This is a genomic window from Micromonospora sp. WMMD736, from assembly GCF_049179015.1.
GTDB lineage: Bacteria > Actinomycetota > Actinomycetes > Mycobacteriales > Micromonosporaceae > Micromonospora.
Map to the genome: position 1 here is coordinate 240,705 of NZ_JBMHMI010000001.1, position 21,809 is coordinate 262,513.

General features: G+C 70.7%; 18 protein-coding genes. 11 read left to right on the forward strand and 7 right to left on the reverse strand.

Translation table 11 applies throughout. From position 1 onward, the window contains the following. The 5 genes from ACN269_RS00845 (at position 1) to ACN269_RS00865 (ending at position 8,587) form a co-directional block, all read left to right on the forward strand. Positions 1 to 837 (forward strand): amino acid ABC transporter ATP-binding protein, encoded by an 837-nt coding sequence (locus ACN269_RS00845; protein WP_421470492.1) that lies wholly within the window; start codon positions 1 to 3, stop codon positions 835 to 837. A gap of 233 nt (positions 838 to 1,070) precedes the next feature. Next, positions 1,071 to 2,075, forward strand: coding sequence for a multicopper oxidase domain-containing protein (locus tag ACN269_RS00850; protein ID WP_421470493.1), 1,005 nt, complete (start codon positions 1,071 to 1,073; stop codon positions 2,073 to 2,075). A gap of 19 nt (positions 2,076 to 2,094) precedes the next feature. Continuing rightward, positions 2,095 to 6,039: a ThuA domain-containing protein gene (locus ACN269_RS00855; protein WP_421470494.1), complete on the forward strand. Its 3,945-nt coding sequence runs from the start codon at positions 2,095 to 2,097 to the stop codon at positions 6,037 to 6,039. An 8-nt stretch (positions 6,040 to 6,047) separates the two neighbouring features. Then, positions 6,048 to 7,577, forward strand: coding sequence for an OmpL47-type beta-barrel domain-containing protein (locus tag ACN269_RS00860; RefSeq protein WP_421470495.1), 1,530 nt, complete (start codon positions 6,048 to 6,050; stop codon positions 7,575 to 7,577). A 32-nt stretch (positions 7,578 to 7,609) separates the two neighbouring features. Next, positions 7,610 to 8,587 (forward strand): hypothetical protein, encoded by a 978-nt coding sequence (locus ACN269_RS00865; RefSeq protein WP_421470496.1) that lies wholly within the window; start codon positions 7,610 to 7,612, stop codon positions 8,585 to 8,587. Positions 8,588 to 8,821: 234 nt separating this feature from the next. Here the strand turns inward: ACN269_RS00865 and ACN269_RS00870 are convergent, their stop codons facing one another. Further along, the gene (locus tag ACN269_RS00870; RefSeq protein WP_421470497.1) at positions 8,822 to 9,436 is read right to left on the reverse strand and encodes an HD domain-containing protein; all 615 of its coding nucleotides are present in this window, start codon (positions 9,434 to 9,436) and stop codon (positions 8,822 to 8,824) included. Positions 9,437 to 9,661: 225 nt separating this feature from the next. On the opposite strand from ACN269_RS00870, the gene ACN269_RS00875 reads away from it, so the two are divergent. After that, positions 9,662 to 10,873 carry a helix-turn-helix domain-containing protein gene (locus ACN269_RS00875; RefSeq protein ID WP_421470498.1) on the forward strand — a complete coding sequence of 404 codons (1,212 nt, stop codon included), beginning with the start codon at positions 9,662 to 9,664 and terminating at the stop codon, positions 10,871 to 10,873. A 53-nt stretch (positions 10,874 to 10,926) separates the two neighbouring features. After that, positions 10,927 to 11,799 (forward strand): hypothetical protein, encoded by an 873-nt coding sequence (locus ACN269_RS00880; protein WP_421470499.1) that lies wholly within the window; start codon positions 10,927 to 10,929, stop codon positions 11,797 to 11,799. 79 nt (positions 11,800 to 11,878) lie between these two features. On the opposite strand, the gene ACN269_RS00885 is transcribed toward ACN269_RS00880, so the two are convergent. Further along, the gene (locus ACN269_RS00885) at positions 11,879 to 13,006 is read right to left on the reverse strand and encodes a DUF1996 domain-containing protein (protein WP_421470500.1); all 1,128 of its coding nucleotides are present in this window, start codon (positions 13,004 to 13,006) and stop codon (positions 11,879 to 11,881) included. Between the two features lie 394 nt (positions 13,007 to 13,400). On the opposite strand from ACN269_RS00885, the gene ACN269_RS00890 reads away from it, so the two are divergent. After that, positions 13,401 to 13,772, forward strand: coding sequence for a hypothetical protein (locus ACN269_RS00890; protein ID WP_421470501.1), 372 nt, complete (start codon positions 13,401 to 13,403; stop codon positions 13,770 to 13,772). Positions 13,773 to 13,794: 22 nt separating this feature from the next. Here the strand turns inward: ACN269_RS00890 and ACN269_RS00895 are convergent, their stop codons facing one another. Beyond that, positions 13,795 to 14,499 (reverse strand): SDR family oxidoreductase, encoded by a 705-nt coding sequence (locus ACN269_RS00895; protein WP_421470502.1) that lies wholly within the window; start codon positions 14,497 to 14,499, stop codon positions 13,795 to 13,797. Positions 14,500 to 14,617: 118 nt separating this feature from the next. Between ACN269_RS00895 and ACN269_RS00900 the strand changes: the two genes are divergently transcribed. Then, positions 14,618 to 14,995 carry a MerR family transcriptional regulator gene (locus tag ACN269_RS00900; RefSeq protein WP_421470503.1) on the forward strand — a complete coding sequence of 126 codons (378 nt, stop codon included), beginning with the start codon at positions 14,618 to 14,620 and terminating at the stop codon, positions 14,993 to 14,995. Here the strand turns inward: ACN269_RS00900 and ACN269_RS00905 are convergent. Then, positions 14,971 to 16,128 (reverse strand): ROK family protein, encoded by a 1,158-nt coding sequence (locus ACN269_RS00905; protein ID WP_421470504.1) that lies wholly within the window; start codon positions 16,126 to 16,128, stop codon positions 14,971 to 14,973. The genes ACN269_RS00900 and ACN269_RS00905 overlap by 25 nt on opposite strands. Before the next feature lie 41 nt (positions 16,129 to 16,169). Between ACN269_RS00905 and ACN269_RS00910 the strand changes: the two genes are divergently transcribed. Then, positions 16,170 to 17,390: an MFS transporter gene (locus ACN269_RS00910; protein WP_421470505.1), complete on the forward strand. Its 1,221-nt coding sequence runs from the start codon at positions 16,170 to 16,172 to the stop codon at positions 17,388 to 17,390. 16 nt (positions 17,391 to 17,406) lie between these two features. On the opposite strand, the gene ACN269_RS00915 is transcribed toward ACN269_RS00910, so the two are convergent. Further along, on the reverse strand, positions 17,407 to 18,138 hold the full coding sequence (locus tag ACN269_RS00915; protein ID WP_421470506.1) for a serine hydrolase domain-containing protein: 732 nt from the start codon (positions 18,136 to 18,138) through the stop codon (positions 17,407 to 17,409). A 228-nt stretch (positions 18,139 to 18,366) separates the two neighbouring features. On the opposite strand from ACN269_RS00915, the gene ACN269_RS00920 reads away from it, so the two are divergent. After that, on the forward strand, positions 18,367 to 19,743 hold the full coding sequence (locus ACN269_RS00920; RefSeq protein ID WP_421470507.1) for an FAD-dependent oxidoreductase: 1,377 nt from the start codon (positions 18,367 to 18,369) through the stop codon (positions 19,741 to 19,743). 53 nt (positions 19,744 to 19,796) lie between these two features. On the opposite strand, the gene ACN269_RS00925 is transcribed toward ACN269_RS00920, so the two are convergent. Both ACN269_RS00925 and ACN269_RS00930 read right to left on the reverse strand, forming a co-directional pair. After that, a complete protein-coding gene (locus ACN269_RS00925) occupies positions 19,797 to 20,273 on the reverse strand; it encodes a heme-degrading domain-containing protein (protein WP_421470508.1) in 477 nt (158 codons plus the stop codon). A 17-nt stretch (positions 20,274 to 20,290) separates the two neighbouring features. Next, positions 20,291 to 21,742, reverse strand: coding sequence for an SDR family NAD(P)-dependent oxidoreductase (locus tag ACN269_RS00930; protein ID WP_421470509.1), 1,452 nt, complete (start codon positions 21,740 to 21,742; stop codon positions 20,291 to 20,293). Between the last annotated feature and the right edge of the window lie 67 nt (positions 21,743 to 21,809).

Genomic DNA, 21,809 nt, shown 5'->3' on the forward strand with positions numbered 1-21,809 from the left:
ATGACGACCAGCGCTTCCCGTCCCGCCGTACAGATCCGCGACCTGCACAAGTCGTTCGGGCCGATCGAGGTGCTCAAGGGCATCGACTTCGAGGTCGGCCAGGGCGAGGTCGTCTGCGTGATCGGGCCGTCCGGGTCCGGCAAGTCGACCCTGCTGCGCTGTGTCGACCTGTTGGAGGAGCCGACCGCCGGCTCGATCTGGGTGAACGGCGTCGAGATGACCGACCCGGACGTCGAGATCGACGCCGTCCGGCGGGGCATCGGCATGGTGTTCCAGTCGTTCAACCTGTTCCCGCACCTGACCGTGCTCCGCAACCTCACCGTCGCGCAGCGCAAGGTGCTGCGGCGCTCCCGCGCCGAGGCCGAGCGGGTCGCGCGGGCCAACCTGGAGCGGGTCGGCCTCACCGACAAGGCCGACGCGTTCCCCGCGCAGCTCTCCGGCGGCCAGCAGCAGCGGGTGGCGATCGCCCGGTCGCTCTCGATGGACCCGAAGCTGATGCTCTTCGACGAGCCGACCTCGGCCCTCGACCCGGAGTTGGTCGGTGACGTGCTCACCGTCATGCGCGGGCTGGCCGAGGACGGCATGACGATGATGGTGGTCACCCACGAGATGGCCTTCGCCCGGGACGTCGCCGACCGCGTCGTGTTCATGGACGGTGGCGTCGTCGTCGAGCAGGGGCCGCCGCAGGAGGTGCTGGGCGCGCCGAAGCACGAACGGACCCGCGCGTTCCTCTCCCGGGTCCTCGACCCGACCCACGCGCGGCTCGATCAGCCCGAGCAGTCGCCCGCGCCGCTGGAAACCCCCAGCCTGCCGGCCGACGACCGGCACGGTCTCTGACACCACCGGTTCCGGCCGATCGACGGCCGTCGTGATGTAGCGGTAATCTTCCTGCAATCAGACCCTGTACTTTCGTCGATGGATTACATAAGTTGGGTCCATCCATCGAAAGTTGTGAGTCTTCCGGGCAAAGTTCGCGACGAGCCTCACCTCGGTCGTGCTGCCGCCCCCGTGCTCGGCGGTCGCCGCACCCTGCCCTCGTCGCGTTCCCGCCCGGTCGGGAACGGAGACCCATGGACGATCACGCCGTTGGCTCCCACCGCCACCTGTCCCGCCGATCACTGATCGCCACCGGTGCGCTCGCCGCTTCAGCGTTGGGCGCGTCCGCCCCCACGCTCGGGAGCGCGTTCGGCGGCAGCCCCGCACAGGCCGCCGCCGGGGTGACCAGGAAGGTCACCATCTACGCCGAGCAGTTGCCCGGCGGACTGTACGGCTACGGCCTCGCACCCGGCCAGGCCACCGTGCCCGGGCCGGTGCTGGAGATCTACGAGGGTGACACCCTGGAGATCACCCTGGTCAACACCACCGACCAACGGCTGTCGATCCACCCGCACGGGGTGGACTACAGCACCGACTCGGACGGCAGTCCGTTCAACGACTCCTTCAACGATCCCGGCGAGACCCGGACGTACGTGTGGCGCTCGCACGAGATGGTCGCCGCGTCGGGTCGCCGCTACATGCCGGGCAGCGCCGGCTACTGGCACTACCACGACCACGCCATGGGCACCGACCACGGCACCGCCGGCGTCGCGAAGGGACTCTACGGCGCGCTGATCGTCCGTCGCCGGGGCGACATCCTGCCGGAGAAGCAGTTCACGGTCGTGTTCCACGACATGACGATCAACAACCGGATGGCCCCGAACACGCCCATCTTCGAGGCGAACCTCGGCCAGCGGGTGGAGTGGCTCGCCATCGGGCACGGCAACCTGTTCCACACCTTCCACCTGCACGCCCACCGCTGGGCGGACAACCGCACCGGGATGCTCGAAGGGCCGGCCGACCCGAGCCTGGTCGTCGACAACAAGGACCTCAACCCGGGCAGCTCGTTCGGGTTCCAGGTGCTGGCCGGGGAGGGCGTCGGGCCCGGCGCGTGGATGTACCACTGCCACGTGCAGAACCACTCCGACGGCGGCATGGCCGGGATCTTCCTGGTGCGCAACGCCGACGGCAGCATGCCCCCCGGCGCCGAGGAGGCGATCCACCGGTTCCAGGGCCACACCCACACGCACGGAAGCTGACCGAAAGGTGGGGACGGGGATGAGAAGAGACGTACGACGAGCCCTCGCCGCGATGGCGGCCTTCGCCACGCTGATCCCGGCGACGGCATCGGCGGCGGCCGCCGCGCCGCGAGCGGTGACCGCGGCACCGGCGCAGACCCAGCAGAGCGGCACGGCCGTGCTCGTGTTCCACGGACCGGTCGCCCAGCAGCAGGACCCGGTGGCGCGCGCGGTGGACACCATCCGACAACTTGCGGCCAGTCATGACATCGATGTCATGGCTACCACCGACCCGGCTGTCTTCACTCCGACGAAGCTGTCCGCGTACCGGAGCGTGGTGTTCCTCTCCGCGACGGGCGCCGCGCTGAACCGCGACCAGGAGTCGGCGCTCCAGGCCTACCTGAAGGCCGGCGGCGGTTTCGTCGGCATCGCCGACGCCGCCCGCGCGCAGGTCGACTCGACCTGGTTCACCGGCCTGATCGGCGCCCGCCCGGCCGGCGCGATCCCGGTGGCCGAACCGGTGGCCCGGGTGACCGCCAGCGGCGAGAACCCGCCCAGCGAGACCAAGGAGAAGCTGACCGACGGCGACGCCAACACCAAGTGGCTGGTCCGCACCCCCACGGCCTGGGTGAGCTACGAACTGGCCGCGCCGAAGCGGATCACCGGGTACGCGCTGACCTCGGCCAACGACTTCGTCGGGCGGGACCCGAAGGACTGGACCCTGCAGGGCTCCACGGACGGCCAGAACTGGTCCGACCTGGACACCCGCACCAACCAGACCTTCGCCGAGCGGTTCCAGACCCGGCGGTTCGACATCGCCACGCCGCAGGAGTTCAGCCGCTATCGGCTGAACATCACCGCCAACAGCGGGGAGCCGCTGATCCAACTCGCCGACCTGCGCCTGTTCACCGGCACGGCCACCGCGCCGCCGCCGACCCCGGTGAACCGGGCGGTGGTCGACATCCTGGACCGCAACCACCCGGCAACCGCGTCGCTGCCGCTGACCCTCACCCGGTCGGACCGCTGGGACAACTGGGAGACGAACCCGATCGGCACGGTGCACACCCTCGCCCAGGTCGAGGAGCGGCACTACGACCCGGGCCCGGGTGCCAACGGGCCGTTCCACCCGGTGTCCTGGTGCCGGGACTACGACGGCGGCCGGTCGTTCTACACCGGCATGGGCCACACCGAGGGCAGCTACGGCGAGGAGGCGTTCCGCGCCCACCTGACCGGGGCGCTGAACTGGACCACCGGCCGGGTACGCGGTGACTGTCAGGCGACCATCGCCGCGAACTACAAGATCGAGCGGCTCACCGCCGCCAACCAGACCGGGCAGCTCGACCAGATCGGCGAGCCGCACGGGCTGACCATCGCTCCCGACGGCACCGTCTTCTACGTCGGCAAGGCGGCCTGCCCGAGCGGCCCGATCGCCGACTGGAACGATCCGAACGTCGGCCTGGGCTGCGGCACCATCCACTCCTTCGACCCGCGCAGCAAGCAGGTCAAACTGCTCACCACCCTGCGGGTGATGGGCAACCGGGGCAGCGGCTCGGAGTTGGTGAAGAACGAGGAGGGTCTGCTCGGCATCGTGCCGGACCCGAAGTTCGCCGAGAACGGCTGGCTCTACGTCTACTGGATGCCGCACGAGTCGATCGACCGGGTCAAGCGGGTCGGGCAGCGGACCATCTCCCGCTTCACCTACGACCGGGCGACCCAGACCATCGACCAGGGCACCCGCAAGGACCTGTTGCAGTTCCCGGTGCAGATCCACAGCTGCTGCCACGCCGGTGGCGGCATGGCCTTCGACGCCAAGGGCAACCTCTACGTCGGCTCGGGCGACAACAACTCCTCCGAGGGGTCGCAGGGTTACTCCGGCAACAACTGGACCGAGGAGTACCAGGGCATCTCGTTCCAGGACGCCCGCCGTACGTCGGGTAACACCAATGACCTCGCCGGAAAGATCATCCGGATCCACCCGGAGGCGGACGGCACGTACACCATTCCCGAGGGGAACCTCTTCCCGCCGGGCACCGAGAAGACCCGGCCGGAGATCTACGTGATGGGCGTGCGCAACATCGCCCGACTCCAGATCGACCCGGTGCACCAGTGGCTGACCGCCGGCTGGGTCGGCCCGGACGCCTCGTCGCCCAGCCCCACCCTCGGCCCGGCCAAGTACGAGACGGCCACCATCATCACCTCGGCCGGCAACCAGGGCTGGCCGTACTGCATGGGTAACCGGCAGCCGTACCGGGACCGCAGCAACACCGACGCCAGCGTGCTCACCGGCTGGTACGACTGCGACAACCTGAAGAACACCTCGCCGCGCAACACCGGCCTGGTGGACATCCCCGCCGCCCGGGACAACATGATCTGGTACTCGCCGGACGGCGGCGGCCCGGTCTTCCCGAAGCGGACCGACGGCAGCGGCCTGCCGACCTACGTCGCGGCCGACGCCACCTACACGCAGCCGTACCTGCGCGGCGGCGGGCAGGCCATCATGTCCGGCCCCACCTACCACCGCAGCCTCGTCGACACCGACAGCGGCGTCGCGTGGCCGGAGCACTGGGACGGCAAGTGGCTCATCGGCGACCAGTCGAACCCGGTCAACCGGGTCGCGGTCACCGTCGACGAGGCCGGCGTGCCGCAGGCCGCCCCGCCGGTGTACGCCGAGTCGCTGCGGGCCATCATCCCCAGCGGCAACGGTGACAACCGGTTGCAGAGCTGGATGGACGCCAAGTTCGGCCCGGACGGCGCGCTCTACCTGCTCGACTACGGAGGCGGCTTCTTCAGCCTCAACCCCAACCAGAAGCTGATCCGGGTCACCTACACCGGTGGCGCTCCCACCCCGGTGCCCGCGGCGACCTCGGTGGCCGTGCAGAACAAGCCGCTGACGATCGCCTTCACCGGCTCGAAGTCCGGCGGCGTGAGCCACCGGTGGGAGTTCGGCGACGGTGCCACGTCGACCGAGGCGGACCCCCGACACACGTACGCCAAGGTGGGCACCTACACCGCGAAGCTCACCGTCACGTACGCCGACGGCGAGACGGCCACCGTACGGACCACCGTGACGGTCGGGTGCGCCGTGCCGGACGCCCGGGCGACGGTGTGGCTCGGCGACACCGACACCGGTGTGCCCAGTCGGACGGTCGGGCAGGGCTGCACGATCAACGACCTGATCGACGACGAGAGCACCTGGCCCGACCACAACGCCTTCGTCCGGCACGTCACCGCGGTGACCCGTGGGTTGCAGGACGACGGCCTGCTCAACGCCCGTGAGGCGGGCACGCTCACCCGCCTGGCCGCCGCGTCCGACATCGGCCGGGACGGTCGCACCGGGTACGAGCCGCTCTACGACGGCACCGCCGAGTCGCTGCGCGGCTGGGAACAGGCGCCGACGGGCTCGTTCAGCATCCAGCCCGACGGGGCGCTGCGCTCCAGCGGTGGTCTCGGCATGCTCTGGCACACCAGGGAGTTGGGCGACTTCTCGCTGAAGGTGCAGTTCAAGGACATCGCGCCGGGCACCAACCGGGCCAACACCGGTGTCTTCATCCGCTTCCCGGACCTGCGGGTGCCGCTGGAGCAGCGGCCAGCGGGCAGCTGCGGCACCATCGGGTCGGCCCGAACCTCGACCGCCTGGATGGCGATCTACTGCGGACACGAGATCCAGATCTACGACGGCGAGAGCGGCGAGCCGCAGAAGACCGGCTCGGTCTACAACTTCGACCCGGTGCCGCTCGCCCAGGCCGGCGTCACTCCGAAGAACCAGTGGAACGACTACGAGATCCGGGTGGTCGGGCAGCACTACACGATGATCCGCAACGGCGTGGTGATCAACGAGTTCGACAACACGCCGGGCAAGCAGTCCTCCCGGGCCGGCGACCCGCCGACCGACCTGCGGCAGTTCCTGCGCGGCTTCATCGGCCTGCAGAACCACGGTGACAACGACCTGACCGAGTTCCGCAACATCCGCGTGCGCGAGCTCTAGGAGAGACGATGATCCGACGACTCACGGCCGCGTTGGCGGCGGTCCTGCTCACGGTCGCGCCATTGGCCGCGCCACCGGCCTCCGCCGCACCGCGTGCCGTCGCGGACCAGGTGCTGACCTGGACCGCCGACGACAACACCACCCGCTACAAGTCCGTACCCACCACCGCGGTGGCCGGCGCGACGACGATCGTCTGGGAGAACAGCGCGGCCACCGGCAACACCACCGGGATGCCGCACACGCTGACCTTCGACACGTCCACCGAGGGTTACAACCACGACGTCACCATCAACATCCTGGCCAGTCCGTTCGACGCCACCAACGGCCGCCACGAGGCGACCGTCACGTTGACCCCGGGCCGGTACCGCTACTTCTGCGCCATTCCCGGCCACAGCCAGATGGTCGGCGAGCTGGTGGTCACCGACGGCGGGGGAGGCGGCGACACCACGGCACCGACCGTCACCGCCGCCGTGTCCGGTGACCGCGACGGCGACGGCAACTACGTCGGCGCGGCGACGGTGACCGTCACGGCCACCGACGCCGACTCCGGCGTGGACACCGTCGAGTACCAGGTCGACGACACCAGCTTCCAGCCGTACAGCCAGCCGGTGCAGGTCAGCGCGGTCGGCGACCACTCGGTGCAGTTCCGCGCCACCGACCAGGCCGGCAACACCAGCGCGGTCGGCTCGGTGTCGTTCCGGGTCGTCGAACCGACCGAGGAGGACACCACCGCGCCGGTGGTCACGGCCGCGCTGGCCGGCGACCGCGACGGCGACGGCAACTACGTGGGTACGGTCACCGCCACGCTGACCGCCACCGACGCCGGGTCGGGGGTCGCCACCATCGAGTACGCCCTCGACGGGGCCGCGTTCACCGCGTACACGAGCCCGGTCGTGGTGACCGCCACCGGGATGCACATGCTGCACTACCGGGCCACCGACGTCGCGGGCAACACCTCGGCCGAGCAGATGGCCCACTTCACCGTCGTCGCGCCGCCGGCCGAGGACACCACCCCACCCACCGTGACGGCCACGGTGGCCGGTGACCGGAACGACGACGGCGCGTACGTCGGCGGCGCGACCGTGACCGTCACGGCCACCGACGCCGACTCGGGCGTCGCGAAGATCGAGTACGCCCTCGACACCGGCGCGTGGACCGCGTACGCCACCCCGGTCGTCGTCCGTACCGTCGGGGCGCACACCCTGCGCTACCGGGCGACGGACACCGCCGGCAACACCGCCGCCGAGCAGTCGGCCACGTTCACCGTCGTGGCCGACGGCACCGACGCCTGCCCCGCCTCCGACACGCGGGACACGGTGATCGTCGGCGGCGTCGACACCGGCGTGGCCAACGTCGACACCGGGAACGGCTGCACCATCAACGACCTGATCGACGAGGACGCCGACTATCCCGGTCACGCCGACTTCGTCCGGCACGTCGAGGCGGTCACCACCGCGCTGGTGACCGCCGGCACGCTGACCAAGCGCCAGCAGGGCGCCATCGTCCGGGCCGCGGCCCGATCGGACGTCGGCGCATGAGCCCCCGCATCCCATCGAGAGGGAGAACCACGATGCCCGGACGTACCGCCGCCAAGCTGGCCACCGTGAGCGCCGTCATCGCCGCCTCGGTGCTGGCCGTGGCGCCCACCGCCCACGCCGACCTGGTCACCCACTGCATCGGCACCGGCGGTGCGGTGACCGTGCCCAACGACCTGCTCGTGCCGGCCGGTGAGTCCTGCGCGTTGACCGGCACCACCATCACCGGCAACGTCACCGTCGCCGCCGGCGCCAACCTGGTGGTCACCGGCGGCCGGGTCAGCGGCGAGGTACGGGTCGCCGCCGACGGCTACCTCGACGCCACCGAGACGACCGTGGACGGCCAGGTCGTGCTGGCCGCCGGAGGGTACGGCGTATACCTGTCCGACGCCTCCACGGGCGCGTTGACCGTCCGGCCGAAGGGCTCGGCGACCATCGACAGCTTCCTGTTCGCCGAGGCGTCCACGATCAGCGGGAACGTCACCGTCGGCGCCGGTGAGGTACGGCTCGACGGGGGCACGCAGGTGACGCGCAACCTCAGCAGCACCGGCACGTACTACACCGACGTGCACGACTCGTTCGTCGACGGCACCCTGTCGGTGCTCAACAGCGCCACCGGCAGTGTCGTGTGCGGCAGCGCCGTCCGGGGCCGGGCCACCTTCGCCGGTAACCTCGGCGGCGTCCAGCTCGGCCCGAACGGCACCCTCGACAGTTGCGCCTCCGGCGGCTACTGGGGCGCGGACGTCAGCGTCACCAACACCACCGGTGGCGTCACCGTCGACGACAACATCATCAACGGTCAGTTGACCGTGACGGGCAACGACCCGGCCGCCCAGGTGGCGGCGAACAACCGGATCCGGGGCGGCGTGACGGGCGACCAGGCCGCGCAGACCGCCAACCGGGCGGCCCGGATGACCGCCCCGGACCGCGAAGAGGCGGGCGACCAGCGGGCCGAGGTCCGGCGTACCTCGGCGGTGCAGGACGCCACCGAGGCGGGCGCCGCGAAGCTCTAGCCCGACAGCCGGGGCCGCCGTGCGGCCCGACCTCGTCGATCATGGGGTTGTGGTGCCCGACGTGGGGGACGACGTCTGGTTCGTCCCCACCACAACTCCATGATCGACGCGTACGGGGGCCGGTCACTCTAGGTGATCGGCCATCGCCGTCGTGCCGGGTCGGGCCCGCGGCGGCGGTCTCCGCGTGGTTGATGCGGCGTCGGAAGCATCCCGGATCGTGTCAGAGGTCGCCGTTCAGAGCCTGGTGCGGACGGCCGGTGTCGGCTGGTCCGCCGACTGTGGCGGGGGTGTGAGCCAGGCGAGTGGTTGTCCGGCGAGAGCGGCTTCGGCGAGGCGAAGGGCGCTGGCGGTCTTGAGCGCCGCTCGTGAGCTGTCGATCCAGCGCTGCACGTTGTCGATGCCCTGGTGGCGGTACTCGACGGCTTGCACGAGGCATTCCAACTTGTCGGCGTCGCGGGCGACGATGGCTTCACGTGTCTCGCCGGCTTCGTATTCGGCGACTGCGGCGGTGATGACGTCGGCGACGGCCGGTGGGCAGGCGGCAACCTGGTCGGCGGTGACGGCGGTGTTGGGTACGGCGGTGAGGTAGCGCTTGGCGATGTGGGGAATGTCGGTGATTCGGGTTTCCTGAGTGTCGTGCAGGGTGCAGAGCATCGACACGCGGCCTGGGTCAGCGCTCTCCATGGCGGCGAGCATCATTCCGATGAGCGCGGTCCGGAACGAGTGTTCGGCGATGGACTCGGGTTGCTTGACGCCTGCGAACCACCAGCCGGTGCGCGCGGCGCGTTTGAGAACGCCGGCTTCGAAGATGAAGCGCATCGCTGCGGCGGCGTCATGGTCGTCGGTCATCTGCCCGTCCCTGTGCCGGTGAGTCCGTCCGCCCGCAGGCGATAGACGATTGAGGTTAGTTCCTGCCGCGACTGCGCGGAGAACGCGAGGGGCCAGGGTTGTGATGCCGGCGCGGGAGGCGGTGCGCGGCGTGTGAGGGTTATGAGGCGGTGTATAAGCCGGTAGCGTTGGGTGGGCACGGCGGCCGGGTGTCGACGGTACGTCCGCGCTACGAGGAGGTTCGGGATGGATTCCCTGCCGGAACTGACCTTCGGGCAGCGGCTGAAGGCCTACCGCGAGCGGTCCGGCAAGACCCGCGCGGTGCTTGGCGGGCTGGTCGGCCGCAGTGCTGAGTGGGTCAAGGCAGTGGAGACCGATCGCATCCTGCCGCCGCGCATTCACATGCTGGATCGCATCGCACGTGCTCTCAAGGTTGAGGTGTCTGCCTTGGCCGGGGAGCTGAGCACACGCTCTGCTGTGGTCAACGGACCGGAACATCCGGCGCTGGCGTCAGTCCGGGACGCGGTGAACCGCTTCGCAATTTCCCACGAGGCATCCCTGGGGTCGTTGACGAGCCTGCGAGAGCGGCTCGCGATGGCATGGCGGGCGCGCCATCAGGCGTCGGATCACCGCACGGTGCTGGGCGGGTTGTTGCCGGGACTGCTGCGCGACGTGCAGCGCGCCGCGTTGGCGTACGAGGGTGCCGAGCGTCGGCGGGCTCAGGCCCTGTTGGCGGAGACGTTCGGGCTGACGCAGATGTTCCTCGCCTATCAGCCCGCGGCCGAGTTGTTGTGGCGGGTTGCGGACCGCGCGATGGTGGCGGCGCAGGAGTCCGGCGACCCGGAGGCGGTGGCCTGCGCGGGATGGTTCCTGTGCCAGGTGCACCGGGATGCCGGGGACTGGGACACCGCGATGGCGGTGACGCTGGACCTCCTGTCGGCGCTGGAGCCACGCACGGCCGACGGGAACACGAATCTGTTGGCGCTGTGGGGTGCACTGAACTTCGAGGCTGCCTACACCGCCGCCCGTGCTGGTGAGGAAGGTAGGGCCTGGCGGTACTGGGATCGTGCGGATCGCGTGGCGCAGCGCCTGCCAGCGGGGTTCTATCAGCCGCAGACATCGTTCTCGAAGGTCATCATGGGCGCTCATGCGGTAACCGTGGCGGTGGAGTTGCAGAAGTCCGGTGAGGCGGTGAGACAGGCGCGCCGTCATGACCTCGCGGCGATCCCGTCGAGGCCGCGCCGGGCACGCCATCTCATCGAGGTCGCGCGGGCGCACCACGGCAAGAACGACAAGGAAGCGGCTGTGTCGATCCTCCGCCAGGCGTACGAGTCGGCACCGGAGACCATCCGCTTCAACGGGTACGCCCGCCAGATCACCGTGGACCTGCTCGACGGCCCACGTTCCACTCGTGACGACGCCCGTGACCTCGCAGTCAAGGTCGGGCTTATCTCGTGATCCAGGGGTAGGAACTTAACCCGGGGTGTACGGTGACCGCCCACGGACCGATCATGCCGATCTGGAGCTGCGGTGGCTGCGGCCTGCCCTGGCCCTGCACGACCCGTAAGCGCGAGTTGCGCGCGGAGTACGCGGATGCTCCGGTGTCGTTGGCCCTCTATCTCGGGTGCTACCTCGTGCAGGCGACCGAGGACATGCACTGGACGCTGGCCGGTGCGCTGCACCGCCGATTCCTCGGTTGGACCGGGGATGTCCGCGCTTGCGCGCCGCTGCTGGCGTCGGAAGAATTCCCGGCCATGTCGGAAGATCATCAGCCGGAGCACGGCGAGGACGAGACGGACATCGAGGAACACGTCGCCAGCTGCCCCATTGGCGGGGAGTTGGTCGGTCAGCTCATCGGGTTGGCCGACCTGCCCTGGCACGATCCGGCCGTCACCAGTCGGGCGATGCGGAGCCTCGGTTGGTCCACCGACGGGATGCCGACCGATGAGGCGCGTTTCGTCACCCCGGCCGGTCACGCCGTCTACACCGACTACGGCCTCTACCTGCCCTTCGTCCACTACTACGTGGTGGGCGGGGAGTTGTGGCCGGATGACTTCTGGGGTTCGCAGCCCGGTTGGTCGAGCGAGCGGGGCGCCGGACGCGTGGAGTTCGAGGCGTACCTTGACGCGGCGATCGACCGGTTCTCCGAACGGCTCGGCCCGCCGGAGTGTGACGTCCGGACCGAGGGCAGGTACCTCGCCATCGGTCACTACTCCTGGCGGTACGCCGCCTGGCGACGGGGCGGCACCATCATCGTGCTTGGTCCCGCCCTGGACGGTTACTCCTACGGTCAGGACGAGGAGGCCGTCGTCTACATCGGCGAGTTCGCCCCGGACCGGGCGTTCCCGACGGCAGCCGACTTCCGGGGTCTGCTGCGCAAGTAGGTGACGACGCACAGTCTCCGGCATCGGGCTCGGCTCGGTCGCCGAACCGTCCACCGGAGACCGCGCGGGTCAGGTCAGCTCAGAAGTTGCCGGCGGAGTTGCACTTCACGCCCTGGTCGAGACAGTTGCGGACCCGTGCGGCCAGCGCCTCGTCCTTCCAGGCGTTGAAGAAGTCCGCGTGCATCGAGAACGAGGTGCCGGACGCGAGCGTGATGCCGTCCGTGTTCGCGCTCAACGGGTACGAGATCACGAAGGACACCGACGGGACGGGCACCGGGTGACTCTTCGGGCAGGCTCCGGTGTGGTCACCGTTGGCCATGTGCGCCTTGTGGTCGGGGCTGTCCAGGTGCTTGCCGTCCCAGCAGTCCGGGAAGGTGATCTGCCGGACGACGTGCGCGGTCTTGGCGCAGACCGGGAAGGTCTTGTCGGCGCTGCGGCCGATCTCGCCGCCGATGCCGGCGCACCAGAAATGGTTGCCCTGCTTGTCCGGGGTGTCCACCTGGTTCTTGGCGTTGCCGGTGATCATCCGCAGGCCGAACGGGAAGGGCTGGGTCTTGCTCGGATCCTTCAGGCGGGAGCCGTAGTAGACGGTCACCTCGGTGGGGTCGACGACCTTGCCATTCTGGTACATCGTCGGCACCCAGTAGGCGGACTGGTCGTCGGGCGAGTTGCAGGTGGTCGCCTTCGCCGACCGCAGTGAATCCGCCGTCGAGTTGGCGTCGGTCGACCTGTTGCCCCAGAAGGTGTGGTTGTGCGAGGCGCCGACCAGCTTGGGCAGGACGATCGGGTCGTCACTGTTGTGGTGGCTGACCGTGCAGCCGACGTTGAACTCCGGAACCTTCACCGGGTTGCCGGTCACCGGCTTCGGCTTGCGCGCGAAGAACGCCTTCGTCGCGGCGGCCTGCGCGGCGGCGTCGACGGTGATCCAACCACCCGACGTGGTCGGCGCAGCGGCGCTCGTGGTGGACGAGGTGCCCGGCTTGGCCGGAGCGGGCGGGCTGGTCGAGGTGCCCGAGGCGCTCGGCGTGGTCGCCGGGGTGGTCGTCGGCGTCGCCGGGCTGGGCGAGCCGATGCCGCTGTCGCTGGACGGGCCGGACGCGCCGGGCGTACCCGGAGACTCCTTGCATCCGCCGGTGAATGCCAGGCCCACCACCAGCAGGGCGGTCAGGGCGTGGCGGTGTCGAGGGGTGGGTCGCAGATATGTCAACGAGGGTGCACCTTTCTTCCGAGAAGAAAGAGTACGAGTCGACCCCCTTCGCCGATCGGTTGCGCCGATTAAATATGCCTTAAGTATCGCTCCGGGATTGCCCGGTGGGCTCTGCGCGACGATCGGCCGTGTCGATTGCGTATCGAATCTCGAAAAAATGTAATCGGCCGCTGTGTCGACGGTCTATCTCGTTGCTTCGCTGGTGGCGGTCATGTCCACAGCATCGCACGGAGTCGTCCGCCTCGGTCGACATCAATCATTTGCTTCGTGCTTGCCGAACCCGCGCGAGGTCCAGCCGACGCGCGCGCTCATGCGGGAGCGACAAATGTGCGGGCGGGGTCCTGTCCCTGTCGAAGAGCGCGTGTGCTTGCGGGGCGGCTCTACCGTCCAGGTCATGACGTACGAGCCGATAATGGTGCCCGCCTCGCCGCCCCGGACGGCTCGTCGGGTGTTGCTCGTGCTCGCCGGTCTGCTGGCGGTCTGCTGTGTCGTGGGCGATGACGTGCGGGCCGGCGACTATCCGGGCGCGTACGGGCGGCTGTGCGAGCGGGTGCGCACGGCCATGACCCAGGAGGACTTCTCCCGGGTCCAGGCCGCGCAACTGGAGATCAGCAGTTACGAGATCACCGGCGTGTACGTCAACAACTACAACGGGCGGCTGACCGCCACCGCCACCGTCACCATGGTCCAGGAGTCCACCGGCGCTCAGGCCACCCAGACGATGGGCCTGGTCAAGGAGGACGACGAGTGGCGCGTCTGCCAGTGAGCGGCGCCAGGCGTCCGGCCGGCTATGTCGCGGCGATGCCGTAGAAGGCGCTCGGGTCGTTCGCGAGGGACGCCTTGACGTGGCGGCTCCACCCGTCGGCGAGGACCTCGATCCGGCCGGCCTCGATGCTGTCGAGCGCGAGGCGGACGACGTCGGCCGGGTCCATCTTGTCGCCGTCGTAGCCGGCCATCATGTCGGTGTCGGCGGCGCCCAGGTGCAGTCCGGTCACCAGCGTGCCCTGCCCGGCCAGTTCGAGCCGGACGCCGTTGGTCAGGCTCCACTCGGCGGCCTTGGCGGCGGCGTAGGCGTTCGCCCCCTCAGTGGAGAACCACGACAACGCCGACAGGACGTTGAGCAGGGCACCCCCGCCGTTGCCGCCCAGGATCGGCGCGAACGCGCGCACCATGTCCAGGGTGCCGTAGAAGTGGGTGTCCATCTCCAACTTGATGGTGCTCAGGTCACCGGTGACGAGGTTGGTTCCGGTGGTGATCCCGGCGTTGTTGACCAGCAGGGTCACATCGGGGGCGGCCGCTGCGGCCGCCCGCACCGACTGCGGGTCGGTGATGTCGAGGCGGAGCCGCTCGACGCCGGGAATGTCGATCTTTTCGGGCTGCCGGGCCGTGGCGTACACCCTGGCCGCGCCGCGTTCGACGAGCTGGCGGGCGAAGGCCCGGCCGATGCCCCGGTTGGCGCCGGTGACCAGCGCTATCGAGCCTGAGATCCGCATGGTGTCCTCCGTGGGAGTCCGATTGGGCGGTGACGTGAACGCGGCCTACGCTAAAACCTGACGTTGACGTGAGAGACAAGGCTGTGTGGCGACCGTCACCGGCCACGGGGGAGGGGTCGTGCGGATCGGGGAACTGGCGTCCCACACGGGCGTGTCGGTGCGCGCCCTGCGCTACTACGAGGAGCAGTCGCTGCTGATCCCCGAGCGCAGCGGCGGTGGTCAGCGCCACTACGGCGAGAGGGCGATAGACCGGGTCCAGCTCATCCAGACGCTGTACGCGGCGGGCCTGTCCAGCCGGACGATCCTGGATCTGCTGCCCTGCGTCGACGCGCAGGTCAACACCCCGCAGTCCCGTGCCCTGCTGAACGCCGAACGGGACCGCATCACGCACCAGATCGACCAGCTCGTCCAGGTCCGGGATCGGCTCGACGCGGTGATCAGCGCCAGCGAGGACCCGGCCGGCGGCTGCGGCTACGCCGACGAGACCCCGCGGTAGTCGCCCGTGGGCCGGTGCTGTCGCAGCATCGTGGGTGGGACGCCGGTGGTGAGGTCCGGGATGCCGTAGAGCTGGTCGAGGACCTGCATCGCGGCCCCGGCGGCGATCACGTCCGCGCCGAGGCTGGACAGGGTCACGGTCGGGACCAGCCAGTCCGCGCGTCGTACGTCGGTACGCACGGCCCGTTCGACGGCGGCGCGGTAGACCTCCGCGTGGCGCAGCAGGTCCGCGCCGGCCAGGACCACGTGGGCGAGGTCGAGGGTCTGGAGCAGGTTGACGACCCCGATCGCCAGCACCCGGGCGGCGCGCGGGATGTCCCCGGCTTCGGTGGCGCGCAGGTGGACGACCTCCAGGCAGCCGTGGCGTCCGCAGACGCAGGCGGGCCCGTCCAGGTCGACGACCGTGTGCCCGAACTCGCCGGCGTTGGTGTGCGCGCCCCGGTGGGCCGCGCCGCCCAGCCAGAAACCGGCCCCGATGCCGGATTCGACCATGATGAGCGCCGCGTCGCCGAACGTCGTGCCGTGCCGCCACGCCTCGGCGGTGACCCCGGCGGTCACGTCCTTGTCCAGGTGCACCGGCAGGCCCAGGCGCGTCTCGGCCAACTCGCGCAGCGGTACGTCGTGCCAGTGCCGTAGGCCGTGCGCGTCCCGAACGAGGCCGTTGGCGTGGTCCAGGGGGCCGATCATGCCGAGGCCCACGCCCGTCAGCCGGTCCCGCGGCGCGGGGTCCGCGGTGATCGTCTCGATGCCGACACACAGGGCGTCGAGGAGCTGCTCCGGGGTGAAGTCGGCGGGCAGCGGTCGGACCGTCGAGTGACGCACGGCACCGGCCAGGTCGACCAGGACCAGCCGCAGCGTGCGCCGGGCGACGTGCGCGCCGATCGCGTACCGGCTGTCGGGGACCAGCTCGTAGACGACCGCGGGTTTGCCGATGCTCGGGCGGCGGACACCGGCGGAGCGGATCAGGCCGTCGGCGCTCAGGCGCGCGATGACCTTGGAGACGGCCTGCGGGGTCAGGCCGGTGGCGGTGACGACCGTCGAACGTTCGAACGTCGGTGCCGTACGTCCCACGGCCAACACCTGCGCCTGGTTGTACCCGCGCAGGAACGTCACGTCCGCTGTGGTCCGCGTCATCTCGCCACTCTATTACGCAACGCTGTTGCTAAATTCGCTCGGTGAACGCACTGAGCAGAGGTCAGCGCCTCGCGGCGCTGGTCGCCCTGGCACTGGGCGGCGTGGCGGTCGGCCTGACGGAGTTCGTGGCGATGGGCCTGCTGCCCGAGATGGCACGCGACCTGCTCGCCCAGGACTACGCACGCTCCTCGTCGGACGCCGTCGCCCGGGCCGGCTGGATGATCACGGCGTACGCGCTGGGCGTCGTCGTGGGCGCTCCACTGATCGCCGCGCTCAGCGCCCGCCTGCCCCGCCGCCGGCTCGTGCTCGGGCTGCTCGTCCTCTTCGCCGCCGGCACGGTCGCCTCGGCGACCGCCCCGAACTTCGAGCTGGTGCTCGTCGCGCGGTTCGTCGCCGCGCTGCCGCACGGCGCGTACTTCGGCGCGGCCGGCCTGCTCGCGGCGACCCTGATGGGCCCCGGCAACGAGGCCCGGGGCTTCGCCACCGTGCTCGGTGGCCTGACCGTGAGCAACGTGGTGGGCGTACCGCTGATCACCCGGCTCGGGCAGGCGGCCGGCTGGCGGACGGCGTACCTGGTCATCGCCGGTGTCTTCCTGCTCACGCTGCTGGCCGTGCTGGCCGTCGTGCCGGAGGTGGCCGCGGCGGCGGACGGCTCGCCGGCCGCCGAGCTGCGGGCCCTGCGGACCTCGCAGGTCTGGCTGGTCGCGGCCACCGGGGCGATCGGCTTCGCCGGTTTCTTCGCGGTCGACTCGTACATCGCGCCGGTCACCACCGACGTCGCCGGACTCTCCGCCGCGACGGTGCCGTGGGTGCTGGTCGCGGTGGGCCTCGGCATGACCGTCGGCAACGCCCTGGGCGGCTGGCTCGCCGACCGGGACCTGCGTCGCAGCCAGATGATCGGCTTCGTGGCGATGATCGCCAGCATCGGCGTGTTCAGTCTCGTCGCGTCGCACCCCGTCGGTCTCTTCGTCGGCGCGTTCCTGGTCGGCGCGACGAGCCTCTACCTCGGTCCGGTCCTGCAGGCACGCCTCATCACGGTCGCCCCCGGCGCGCAGTTGATGGGCGCGGCGCTCAACCAGTCCGCCATGAACATCGCGAACAGCCTGGGCGCGGCGCTGGGCAGTGTCGGCATCGCCGCCGGGCTCGGCTACCTCGCACCGGCCCGGGTGGGCCTGGTCCTGGCGGTCGTCGGGCTGGGCCTCGGCATCGTCAGCTACGCGGGGCGTCGCCGGGACCGGGAACCGGCCACCGTGGCAGGCTGACCGCCACCGGCGTCGGTCAGTCGACCGACGCCGCGAGCAGGTCGCCGACGGCCGCGCGGACCGGATCGGGATTCGCCCAGGACCAGTTCGGGTGAGCCCGGTTCGTGAGCAGGGCGAGGACCAGCTTGCGGCCCGGGTCGACCAGCAGCGAGGGACCGGCGAACCCGGTGTGGCCGAAGGTGCGGCTCGACGCCAACCGGCCCATCAACCACTGCTGGTTGAGCACGACGCCGAGACCGTGGGCGGCCGTACGATGCGGACGATCCGGGTCGACGGCCGGCTTGCCCGCGTTGTGGTTGGTCAGCATCCGGCGCACGGTATCGGCGGCGAGGTGGTTGGCGACGTCGTCGTGCACGATGCCCCGAAGCAGACCGCGCGACGAGCGAGCATCGGTGGCGACCATTCGGGCCGCCCGCTCGCTGGCCGACAGCCACGTCATGGGGGCGAAGCCGGTGGAGGCGGGCAGGTGTCGCCGCAGCAACGCCGTCACGTCCGCCGCGTACCGGGCCTGGTTGCCCGGCGCGCCCGCGCCGGCCGTGGGGGAGGTGCTCGGCGTACCCGACGAAGGGGCTGTGGGCTTACCGGCCGCGCCGAATCCCACCCTGTTCCCCGCCGCGTCGGTGGCGGTCACCGTGCCGCCCGGGTCGGCGCCGCCCGCCGACGCACCGCCGCGGTCGCCGCAGCCGGTGAGGGCGGAGGTCGCAGCGGCCAGGTCAACCCCGAGCACGGTACGACGGGCGACGGGCATGCCGGTGATGCTGACAGATCCGGACGGCGTGCGCCAAGCCCCGTCAGCCGTACGCGGACCCCTCCCGCGATGTGGCCGGTTTCCGACACCCGTGCGGGCCGTACGGGCATCCGACACTCCCTGTGCAACTATCGTCAGGCATCCTGTCGAACGGCCGGCGCCGCCGGTCTGTCCGTGCGACAGACCCGGGGGAGAGGTGCCCTGCCTCGTACTCCTTTGGAGAGCACCATGTCCCTCTCCCCGGTTCGGGTCTTCGCCGCGTTGAACGCCGTGCGACCTCCCGAGCAGCCGAACCCGGTCCTGGGCAAGGCGGTGGTGGTCGGCGGCAGCGTCGCCGGCCTGCTGGCCGCCCGGGTCCTGTCCGACCACGCCGAGAGCGTGATCCTCATCGATCGGGACGACCCGCAGGTCAGCGGCGCACGGCCCGGCGTACCCCAGGGCACCCAACTGCACGCGCTGCTGCCCGGCGGCCTTCTGCAACTGGAGCAGATGTTCCCCGGGTTCCGCCAGCAGGCGCTCGCCCACGGCGCGGTCGAGGCGCCACCCGCCACCCGACGCAGCTACCTCGACGGTCGACGCAAGGTCGTCGTACCCGACGACGACGACAGCCTCGCCGGCAGTCGTCCGCTGCTGGAGGGGCTGATCCGCCAGCAGGTGCTCCGGCTCCCCAACGTCAAGACCCTCACCGCCCGCGCCACCGGGCTCGTCGTCGAGGGCGACGCGGTCACCGGCGTACGCTGCGAGGTCAACGGGGTGGCCGGCGTCGAGGGCGGCGACCTGGTGGTGGACGCCATGGGCCGGTCCAGCCGGCTCTCCGACTGGCTGGAGCAGGCCGGTTGGGAGCGGCCCGCCACCCGCCGGATGCCGGTGCACCTCAACTACGCCACCGCGCTGTTCCGACGCCCCGAACAGACCCCGCAGACGCGCGTCGTCATGGCCCTGCACACCCCAGGGACCATGACGGACGTCGCCGGTGCCGCCGTCTTCGCCATCGAGGACGGCCGGTGGATGGCCATGATGGCCGGCTACGGCGACGACCGGCCCGGACGCACCGCGCAGGACTTCGTCCGACGGCTGCGCGAACAGTTCCCGCCCGAGTTCGGCGAGGTCGCCGACCAGGAGATGCTCGGTGACGTGCAGACCTACCACCACGCCGACAGCCGGCGCCGGGACTTCCACGCGCTGCGGCGCTTCCCGGCCCGGCTCGTCAGCGTGGGCGACGCCGTCGCGTCGTTCAACCCGGTGTACGGGCAGGGGATGACGGCCGCCGCCCTGCACGCGGCCTGCCTGTCGGCGTACCTACGCGGCGGCCCGGACCTGAGCGTGCCGGCCCGCCACTTCCTCGACCTGCAGAAGGTGGTGGTCGACGCCGCGTGGTCGACGTCGACCTCCGCCGATCTGGCGTTGCCGCACGTCGACGGTCCCTACCCGCGCGGCTACCGGATCTCCAGCTGGGTGAGCCGGCAGATCCTCACGGCGACCGTCACGGACGTGGCGACCGCGCGTCGGTTCAACGAGGTCGTCTCCATGCGCGCGCACCCGCTGTCGCTGGCCAAGCCCGGCGTGATCCTGGGCGCCGTGCGCGCCAACCGTCGGGCCGGCTGAACGGACACACCCCGCCGCCCGTCCGACGTCGGACGGGCGGCGGGTTCGCCGGACTACTGCGCCGCTGACCGCAGGATGTCGACGACGAAGCGGTGGTCGTCCAACTGCGGAAGTCCCGAGACGCCCATCCAGCCCACCACGCCGGTGCCGCGCACCCGCAGCGGCAGCGCGCCCCCGGCGGCGGCGTACCGGTCGGCCGGCAGGCCGTAGCGCTCGGCCAGCGTCACGTTCTTGTCCCGGCAGAGCCGGGCCACGTACAGCGACGAGTGCTCGAACCGCATCACCACCCGGCCCTTGCGGCGCAGCCAGGCGTCGTTGTCCTGCGTCGAGCCGGGCAGGCCACAGTGGAACAGCTGACGCCCGGCCCGCCACACGCCCACCGCCACCGGCAGCGCCCGCTCGCGCGCGGCGGCCACCGCGCGCATGCCCAGCTCGTACGCGTCGATCTCGGACAGACCGGTACGCTCCAGCTCCGCCTCCTCGCGCAGCAACTCGTCCAGCGTCGGCCAGGAATCGTGGTCGGATGGCATGGGTGTCTCCTCGTCGTTCACCAGGCGCACGGCGCGTAGTCCTTCAGGAAGCAGCCGTACAGGTCCTCGCCCTGCTCGCCGCGGACGATCGGGTCGTACACCCGGGCCGCGCCGTCCACCAGGTCCAACGGGGCGTGGAAACCCTCGTCGGCCAGGCGCATCTTCGTCGGGTGCGGCCGCTCGTCGGTGATCCAACCCGTGTCGACGCTGGTCATCAGGATGCCGTCGGTCAGCATCTCCTGGGCGCTGGTGCGGGTCAGCATGTTCAACGCGGCCTTGGCCATGTTGGTGTGCGGGTGCCCCGGCCCCTTGTAGCCGCGACCGAACTGACCCTCCATCGCCGAGACGTTCACCACGTACTTGCGGCGTGCCGGCGCGGCGGCCATCGCCGGACGTAGCCGGCTGACCAGCACGAACGGCGCGGTCACGTTGCACAACTGCACTTCCAGCAGCTCGACCGGGTCGACCTCCTGCACCCGCTGCACCCAGCTGTTGACCGGGTCGAGGTCCGGCACGAGGCCACCGGCGTCGATGGCGGTGGACGCCGCGATCCGCTCCGGCGAGGCCGATCCGCTGGTCAACGCCAGCGCGGTGAGCGCGTGCGGGGTGAGGGCCGGCGACTCGGACCCGCTGGTGAGCGCGCCGCCCGCGCCGGCCGGCTTGGTGAACGTGATCAGCTCTGGCAGGGGACCGTCCGGCAGGGCCGCGGCCTCCGCGGCGACGAGCTGGGCGTACGCACCGGGTGAGCGGCGGACCGTCTGCGCCGCGTTGTTGATCAGGATGTCCAGGGGGCCCTGGCTGCTGACCGAGTCGGCCAGGGCGATCACCTGCGCGGGGTCGCGCAGGTCGATGCCGACGATCCGCAGCCGGTGCAGCCAGTCCGCGCTGTCCGGCATCGCGGCGAACCGGCGGACCGCGTCGTGCGGGAACCGGGTCGTCACCGTCGTGTGCGCGCCGTCGCGTAGCAGCCGCAGCGCGATGTACATGCCGATCTTCGCCCGCCCGCCGGTGAGCAGCGCGCGCCGACCGGTCAGGTCGGTACGGGCGTCCCGCCGCTCCCGGTTCAGCTTGGCGCAGGACGGGCAGAGCTGGTGGTAGAAGGCGTCCACCTCGCGGTAGCGCTGCTTGCAGACGTAGCAACCGCGCGGATTGTGCAGGAATCCCGCCGTCGCACCGGCGGTGGGCGAGGCGAGCGGGATGCCCTGGGTCTCGTCGTCGATCCGCCCCGGGGCGCCGGTGGCCGTGGCCTCCGTCACCGCGCGGTCCGCCGCCAGGATGGCGTCCCGCCGCTCCTCACGTCGCCGCTGCTTGATGACCTTGTAGAGCCTCGCGGTGGCCCGCTGCACCCGCACCACGTCGGGGTGGTCGGGAGGAAGGGCCTCCAACGCCTCGAACACGCTCAGGCAGGTCTCCAGCCGGTGCCGGTCGATGCCGTCCTGAGCGTTGTCGGGAATGTTGTCCACCGTCATGCGTCGTTGTCTCGTCCCGTTTCCTGTGCCGGTTTGCCCGGCCCACCCCAAGTCCGACCCGAAACTG